Genomic DNA, 6329 nt, shown 5'->3' with positions numbered 1-6329 from the left:
GGCGTCGCGTGCCTCTTCAACATCCTTGATCTGCTGGATCAGCAACTCGATGCGATCAAGCTCGCGGCTGATCTGCGCCATGAGCGCTGGCGGCAGTGGACGCCCATCTCCGGTAATGAGCGCGTCGAGGCATCTGCGTCGATCACCTTTCAACGGTTCGTATCCGGACACACCTTGGCTGAACAAAAGGCCCTTTATCCTGTTGACGTGCCTGATCCGCTCGTTCGTCAGCGCCTTCCGCTCCCGCACCAACCGGCGACGGTCTTCCTCCTCCGGCGTTGGCACTCGCAACATCGCGCAAACCCGAGGCTCGCCGCGGTTGTAGGCCAACAACGCTCGAACCAGTGCTTACTATCTCATGCGCGCTGGCCGAACGGCGCTGGTGCCATATTTCAGGCCGGGCGATCCGGCGGTCGCCGGGGCCATCAAGGGATTGGCCGGCAAATATACGTCGGTCCTGCTGGCCAACCATGGGCCGGTCGTGACCGGCAAGGACCTTGAGGGCGCCGTCTTTGCGATCGAGGAACTCGAGGAAACAGCAAAGCTGTACCTTCTGCTGCGCGGTCTCAACCCGCGATATCTATCTGCGGAGCAAGTCGAGGATCTGGCCAGGCAATTCCCGCTCCCGGGCCCTGAGCGCACGACCACCATTAAACAAGGCAGTTTCGTCTGGAGCGGGGTGGTCCAAAACACATTGACAGATTGTAGACAATCTGCAATTTTGAAGATGGAACAAGGAAACAAATAATGCTCTCGCAGGACCTGAGTACCGAGCATTTCCGGCAATCGATGCGGCGCGTGGCGTCGACGGTCTGCGTGATCTCGTGCAGGCACGACGGGCGCCGATATGGCATTACCGTCACGTCGGTCACGCCGCTCAGCTTCGCTCCCATTTCAATCCTTGCCTGCGTCAACCGCAACTCGTCGATCAACATGCCTCTCAAGGAAGAGGGGCATTACTGCATCAACGTGCTTCGAGCCTCACAGGCCGACATCTCCAACTCTTTCAGTGGCGGACGGCCAGCCGAGACGCGATTCGACATCGGCGAGTGGACCGAAAAGGAAGGCGTCCCCTACCTGCCAAGCGCGCAGGCGAACCTGTTCTGCGAGATGGATCGGGCGATCTCCTATGCTACGCACGACATCATCATCGGGCGGGTCGAAGGGGTGGCATTCGCCTCCGATGTCGACCCGCTGATCTATCAGAACGGCGCCTACGCGCTGACTTCACCCATGGTCCTGCAGAAGGCTGGATAGGATTGTTAGCCAACGTCGACAGCCGTCGCCGAGGGATCTTAGGAGCAAATGAATGCAGCTTGGTCTTTTTAACCTGATGACGCTTCGCGATCATCCCGACGGTGCCCAGGGCGTCATGCGCGATACGCGCAAGATGGTGGAGACTGCCGATGAGCTCGGTTTCGATGTCGCGTGGTTCGCCGAACACCATTTCGCCAACTATTCGAGTTCGCCGTCGCCGCTGATGATGTGCTCCTACGCGGCGGGGTGGACCAAAAAGATCAAGCTTGGCCCGGGCGTTATCGTGCTGCCGCTCTACAATCCGCTTCGTCTCGCCCAAGAGATCGCGGTCGCCGACACGCAGACCGAGGGTCGTCTGATCATCGGGCTGGGTACGGGCTATCAGCGCTATGAGTTCGACCGCTACAACGTCGTGCTGGACGATCGGGTCGGCGTCTTCCTCGAGTATTGGGACGTCATCGAAAAGGCGCTTGTCGATGGCGAGGTAGAGTACAAGGGAAAGTACATTTCCCTCCCCAAGACCCATTTCGCGATCAGCACCCAGCAGAAGCCCCTTCCGCCGATCTTTGTGACCTCCTCCCACCCCAAGCTCCTCGAGCGCTTCAAGGAGTGGAAGGCGGTTCCGTTCCTTGCAGCCAGCACGCTCGGATCGCCGGTGCTCTACAAGATGGTCGATGGGCTCAACGACGCCTGGAAGACGATCGGCGAGCAGCTTTCGACCAAGCCGTTGGCGATCATGCAATACCTGGCCATAACCGACAGCCGCCGCGAAGCCTTGGAAGTGGCGGAGCGGGCCAGGTACGTGGGGCGTATGGCGCATTATCTTCGCCAGGCCTCACCGCCGCTGGACGACAACAGCTTTATCAGCAACCGGGCGTTCGAAGGCGAGTACACGCTCGACCAATATGCGGACAACATGGTGGTAGGCGATCCGCACGCCGTTGCCGAGAAGATGGTCGCGGACATCAAACGTCTCAATCCAAGCAACTACACCTGCAACTTCTCCTTCGGCTGCATGCCAATCGAGTTGGCGCATCGCTCGATCGTTCGATTCAAGAACGAAGTCGTGCCGCTGATCGAGAAGGAAGTGGGACCTATCGAAGCTCTCGGCGTGACGCCCGGACTGGCGAGAAAGGCGAGTTGAGCGGCCTCAATTGCTCAGCCAACAAACTACTTGGTCTGCATCAAGAAAAGGGGAATGAAATGAAAATGGTTATAAGGGCTCTGCTGGCTACGGCGGTCGCCACATTCACGCTGGCTGGTCAGGCGCATGCCGACTCCGCGCTCGACACGATCATCAAGAACAAAAAGCTGCGTTGTGGCATCATGCTGGACAGTCCGCCTGCCGGCTTCCGCGACTCGAACAACGAGCCCGACGGCTATGACGTGACGTACTGCAAGGACATGGCAAAGGCGCTTGGCGCAGAGCCGGAAATCATCGAGACGCCTTCGCCGGATCGTATCCCGGCGCTGGTTTCGAACCGCATCGACGTCCTTATCGCCTCGACTACGCCGACCCCGGCACGTGCCTTGACCGTGGCGTTCACCCAGCCATACACCAACAACGTCATGGCAGTCGTGACCCGCAAGGACACCGGCATCGCCAAATACTCCGACCTGGCATCCAAGAAGCTTGGCGGTGTCGTTGGCACCACGCCTGAGCAACTCTTCAAGGATGAGCTGGGCAAGGGCTGGCAGGGCACGGGTGCGACCTACACCGGCTTTGCGAGCGATGCGGAAACCTTCCTGGCTCTGCAGCAGGGCAAGATCGACGCCATCGTGATCAATGTCGCCGTCTTCAACTCGCTATCGCAAGTGGTCAGTTCCCGGAGTTCGTGATGGCCGGACTTGCCCCCCTCGCCGACTTCGGATCGATTGCGGTCAAACGTGACGACCAGCAATTCCTCAACTGGGCGCGCGTTTTCGTGTTCACTCAGGTTTCGAATGGGCGTTGGGCCGAGGTCTATCACAAGTACTACGGGAACGGTCCGCTGCCGCCGCTGACAGCTGAAGGCATAAACTTCTAACCATTGAGCTCATGCCGGCAGGAAAACCCTGCCGGCATGAACATGGGATGATTGGCATGAACGGCTATCAGTTCTACTGGTCCATAGTCTGGGATTCACTGCCCCTGCTGCTGGCCGGAGCTTGGGTGACGATCCAGATCACCATTCTCGCCTTCATTATCGGCACGCTCATTGCGATGCCCATGGCTGTCGCGCGCCAGCAGGGCGAGGGATGGGCCTACCGGTTTTCGACCTGGTGGGTGGAGCTGTCGCGCAACACGCCTGCTGTCTTTCAGCTCTATCTGTTTTATTTCGGGCTGGGCGCCTTCCACATCAACATCCCGAGCTACGCAGCCGTCCTCATCTCCGTTTCCTTCAACAACGCCGGATACATGACTGAAATCTTCAGGGGTGGCCTCAACGCCATCCCGCGACAGCAGCTGTCGGCTTCGCGCTCACTCGGCATGACCAGCCCGCAGAGCTTCATCCATGTGATCTTTCCACAGATGTTCAAGGTGATCTTCCTCGCCTATGTCACTCAAGGCATCTGGGGAATGCTGAACACCTCGCTTGGCATGCTGGTCGGACTGCAGGAGCTCTCGGGCGCCACGCAGTACGCGCAGTCCGCATCCTTCCGGACATTCGAGTTCTTTCTGGTCACGGCGCTGATCTATTACCTCATCGCCAAAGGGCTGCAGTTCTCGTCCCACCTGGCCTTCCGCCTCATATACAGGAGCTAGGCGTGCAGTTTCAGTTCGCAAACCAAGGCCTCGCCTGGTCGGATGCTTATTTCCTGGCTCAGGGGCTGCTCAACACCGTCAGGCTGGCCGCCGCAGCAACCCTTGTCGGCACCCTTGCCGGGATCGTCCTTGGCTGGTTGCGCACCGTGTCAATGACCGTGAGGATCGCCACGGCCCCCTTCATCGACATCCTGCGCAGCGTGCCGATGATCATCCAGCTGATACTCGCCAACAGCCTTCTATCGATCCTGGGCTTCGGCACTTCACCCTTTTGGTTCGGTACCGTCGCACTTGGTGCCTGGATGTCGGCAGTAACTGCCGAGGTGGTCCGGGCGAGCCTGCTCTCAGTCCCGGTTCAATACCGCAAGAGCGCTCGCTCGCTCGGCATGAACGGCTACCAGGAGCTCTTGTACATATCCATGCCCCTGGCATTCAGGACGGGTCTGGCTCCGTGGATCGGGCTCGTCCTCAGCCTGATCAAGGACAGCGCTCTCGCAGGCGTGGTCGGCTACATCGAATATATGCGTTCCACCCAGATACTCATCACCAGGACACATGAGACCTGGCTGCTGCTGATGGGTGCGGGGCTTTCTATTTCCTTATCTGCTATCCTGTTTCCCGGTACAGCCGGCACCTCGAAAGAAAGGTCCGCGTATGATCCGCATCAGCAACGTCCAGAAGGCCTTCGGATCGGTGATCGTGCTCAAGGGCATCGATCTCACGGTCGAAAAGGGCGAACTCGTCTGCCTCATTGGCGCAAGCGGGTCGGGAAAATCTACGCTCCTGCAATGCATCAACGGGCTCGAACCGATCCAGGGTGGCGAGATCCTCGTAGACGGCATCAGCGTCCACGATCCGAAGACGGATATCAACAAGCTGCGCAGCAAGCTGGGCATCGTCTTCCAGCAGTACAACGCCTTCCCGCACCTCACGGCGCTGGAAAATGTCGCGCTGGCACCCCGGGTGGTCTCAAAGCGAAGCCGCGCTGTGGCGCGCGCACTTGCGCAGAAGCACCTCGAGCATGTGGGGCTGGGCGACAAGGGCGACAGCTTGCCGTCTCAGCTCTCAGGCGGCCAGCAGCAGCGTCTCGCCATCGCCCGAGCGCTTGCAATGGAGCCGAGCTACATGCTCTTCGACGAGGTCACCTCCGCCCTGGATCCCGAACTTGTCGGCGAAGTGCTTGAGACCATGCGCCTCCTGAAGAGCGAAGGCATGACGATGGTGGTTGTCACGCACGACATCAATTTCGCTCGGGAATCGGCGGACCGCGTGGCCTTTCTCTGCCAGGGCGAAGTCTGCGAAATCGGCACGGCCGAAGAGGTGATCGACAATCCCCGCAAAGAACAGACACAGAAGTTCCTGCGGCGCGAGAATCGTAAGCCTATTGAAATCGTCAGAAGCTCAGTCGCCTAGCGAATTCCATCCAAACGCAGCATCGAAGGGTAACTCATGATCTCGTTCAATCTCACGGGAAAGGCGGCGCTTGTCACCGGGGGCGCGTCGGGCATCGGCCTCGAAACCGCGCGCATGATGGCCAAGGCAGGCGCCAAGGTCGCAATCAACTATCTACCGGCCGACCAGAGGGGCGAGGCTGCTCTCGCTGGGCTCCAAAGAGAGGGGCTCGACGTCATCGGTGCTCCAGGCGATGTCGGCGACGCCGGGCAGGCCAAGGCAATGGTGCTCGAGGCGGTGGCGAAGCTCGGCCGTCTCGATCTGCTTGTCAACAACGCGGGAATACCGGGCGTGAAGGTCCCGGTGCCGATCAACGACCTGGACAGCATAACGGAGGAGCTTTGGGCAAATCTGCTGAACGTCAACCTGATGAGCGTTTTCAGGTGCTCGAAGGCCGCGGCGCCTGCTCTCAAGGTGGCCAAAGGTTCGATCGTGAACACCGCTTCCATCGCCGGCTTCGGCGCCGTGGCCAGCACCATCGCCTATAGCGGCTCCAAGGCCGCGGTCATCAACCTGACGAAGAACCTGGCGCGTGCGCTCGCGCCCGATGTGCGGGTCAACGCGGTGGCGCCCGGCGTCGTCGAAAGTTCGTGGGCGATTGAATGGTCGGAGGAGCGTCGCCAGAGCACCCTCGCCAGCACACCTCTGAAGAAAGTCTGCACCACGGCGGATGTCGCGGAGCTTATCGTCTTCCTCGGTTTCGCCGGCGCGCTGATCACTGGTCAGACGGTGGCGATCGATGGCGGCATCTCGATCTGATCAGCACTGGAGAACGGCATGGAACTCGTGAAGCTAGAGCGTCGGACGTTCAGTTTGAATCGCGAGGGATTCCAGTGAAGCGTGGTTCATGATTCACTTCCTGTAGGAGGTGATT

The 6329-nt window shown here is 59.7% G+C and carries 7 protein-coding genes and 3 pseudogenes; 9 read left to right on the top strand and 1 reads right to left on the bottom strand.

The features are described 5' to 3' along the window. Positions 1-348: pseudogene (locus NKH16_RS34440) on the bottom strand (IS110 family transposase); the annotation flags it as partial. Between NKH16_RS34440 and NKH16_RS34435 the strand changes: the two are divergent. From NKH16_RS34435 to NKH16_RS34395, 9 genes and pseudogenes are all read left to right on the top strand, one after another. Further along, a pseudogene (locus tag NKH16_RS34435) lies at positions 344-637 on the top strand (class II aldolase/adducin family protein); the annotation flags it as partial. The pseudogenes NKH16_RS34440 and NKH16_RS34435 sit on opposite strands and share 5 nt — an antisense overlap. A gap of 110 nt (positions 638-747) precedes the next feature. Beyond that, entirely contained in the window at positions 748-1257 is a 510-nt protein-coding gene (locus tag NKH16_RS34430; protein ID WP_352741918.1) for a flavin reductase family protein, read from the top strand. Between the two features lie 52 nt (positions 1258-1309). Then, positions 1310-2401: an LLM class flavin-dependent oxidoreductase gene (locus NKH16_RS34425; RefSeq protein ID WP_352741916.1), complete on the top strand. Its 1092-nt coding sequence runs from the start codon at positions 1310-1312 to the stop codon at positions 2399-2401. Next, entirely contained in the window at positions 2398-3096 is a 699-nt protein-coding gene (locus tag NKH16_RS34420) for a transporter substrate-binding domain-containing protein (RefSeq protein WP_352903876.1), read from the top strand. Before NKH16_RS34425 ends, NKH16_RS34420 begins: the two co-directional genes overlap by 4 nt. After that, positions 3096-3284, top strand: coding sequence for a hypothetical protein (locus NKH16_RS34415; RefSeq protein WP_352903875.1), 189 nt, complete (start codon positions 3096-3098; stop codon positions 3282-3284). The genes NKH16_RS34420 and NKH16_RS34415 overlap by 1 nt, the downstream gene beginning before the upstream one ends. 56 nt (positions 3285-3340) lie before the next feature. Then, positions 3341-4003, top strand: a complete 663-nt coding sequence (locus NKH16_RS34410) for an amino acid ABC transporter permease (protein ID WP_352494528.1) — start codon at positions 3341-3343, stop codon at positions 4001-4003. 2 nt (positions 4004-4005) lie between these two features. Then, positions 4006-4554, top strand: a pseudogene (locus NKH16_RS34405) (ABC transporter permease subunit); the annotation flags it as partial. 103 nt (positions 4555-4657) lie between these two features. Continuing rightward, positions 4658-5416, top strand: a complete 759-nt coding sequence (locus NKH16_RS34400; protein ID WP_352589348.1) for an amino acid ABC transporter ATP-binding protein — start codon at positions 4658-4660, stop codon at positions 5414-5416. A 36-nt stretch (positions 5417-5452) separates the two neighbouring features. Next, the gene (locus NKH16_RS34395; protein ID WP_352741912.1) at positions 5453-6214 is read left to right on the top strand and encodes an SDR family NAD(P)-dependent oxidoreductase; all 762 of its coding nucleotides are present in this window, start codon (positions 5453-5455) and stop codon (positions 6212-6214) included. Positions 6215-6329 lie beyond the last annotated feature (115 nt).

The sequence above is a fragment of the Mesorhizobium sp. M1307 genome (assembly GCF_040318155.1).
Taxonomy (GTDB): Bacteria; Pseudomonadota; Alphaproteobacteria; order Rhizobiales; family Rhizobiaceae; genus Mesorhizobium.
This window is presented reverse-complemented; position numbering and strand designations above follow the sequence as displayed.

Excerpts from the sequence above, each read along its gene's own strand:
- NKH16_RS34425 (WP_352741916.1), top strand. The coding sequence starts at position 1,310 with ATGCAGCTTGGTCTTTTTAACCTGATGACGCTTCGCGATCATCCCGAC.
- NKH16_RS34410 (WP_352494528.1), top strand. The coding sequence starts at position 3,341 with ATGAACGGCTATCAGTTCTACTGGTCCATAGTCTGGGATTCACTGCCC.
- NKH16_RS34415 (WP_352903875.1), top strand. The coding sequence starts at position 3,096 with ATGGCCGGACTTGCCCCCCTCGCCGACTTCGGATCGATTGCGGTCAAA.
- NKH16_RS34400 (WP_352589348.1), top strand. The coding sequence starts at position 4,658 with ATGATCCGCATCAGCAACGTCCAGAAGGCCTTCGGATCGGTGATCGTG.
- NKH16_RS34395 (WP_352741912.1), top strand. The coding sequence starts at position 5,453 with ATGATCTCGTTCAATCTCACGGGAAAGGCGGCGCTTGTCACCGGGGGC.
- NKH16_RS34430 (WP_352741918.1), top strand. The coding sequence starts at position 748 with ATGCTCTCGCAGGACCTGAGTACCGAGCATTTCCGGCAATCGATGCGG.